Annotated in this window: 1 protein-coding gene; it reads left to right on the forward strand. The window is 41.1% G+C overall.

Going from position 1 to position 693, the window contains the following annotated elements:
- Window positions 1-135: 135 nt before the first annotated feature.
- Window positions 136-693, forward strand: a 558-nt coding sequence (locus UU7_RS17850) for a terminase small subunit (RefSeq protein ID WP_040673683.1), incomplete at its 3' end; no start/stop codon positions are given.

Consider the following 693-nt stretch of genomic DNA (forward strand, 5'->3'; position numbering starts at 1 on the left):
CTCGTGTTGATATTATAGAGACTAAAACAGAAGGGAGAGTTTTGGTCTTAGAAGGTGAAATTTTAAAGCGGCCATAAGATACCGAAAAAATATGAGCCTTCGGGGTTTTTTATCCCCGAAAAGGGAGGGAGGGTGATGCCGAGAAGAGCAGAACCGGACAGGGAGAGAGCGTTTGAGATATACAAAGAGCATCAAGGCGAGATTGACCTTATTGAAATAGCAAAGCAGTTGAACCGGCCTCCGGGAACTGTCCGAGGATGGAAGAATAAAGACCAATGGGACGCAAAATTAAACGGAACGCTCCAAAAGGAAACAAAAAAGAATACGGAACGTTCCAAACAAAAAGAGAGGAACGCTCCTCTGAAGAGCGACAAGAAAATACTGAAGGAATTAGAAGACGCTGAACTTACCGAAAAACAGCGTCTTTTTTGTTTGTATTATATTAAAAGCTTTAATGCAACACAGGCAGCAATTAAGGCAGGATATTCTCCGGATACAGCTCATGTAATCGGCCATGAAAACTTAAGAAAACCTAACATTGCAAAAGAAATTCGCCGCTTAAAAAGCCAACTCCAAGAAGAACTCTTTATTGACGCAATGGACGTGCTCAATCGCTATATCAAAATAGCTTTCGCTGATATGACAGACTTTGTAGAATTCGGACAAGAAGAAGTTCCAGTCATAGGTATGTAT

The organism is Rhodanobacter spathiphylli B39, from assembly GCF_000264295.1.
GTDB classification, from domain to species: domain Bacteria; phylum Pseudomonadota; class Gammaproteobacteria; order Xanthomonadales; family Rhodanobacteraceae; genus Rhodanobacter; species Rhodanobacter spathiphylli.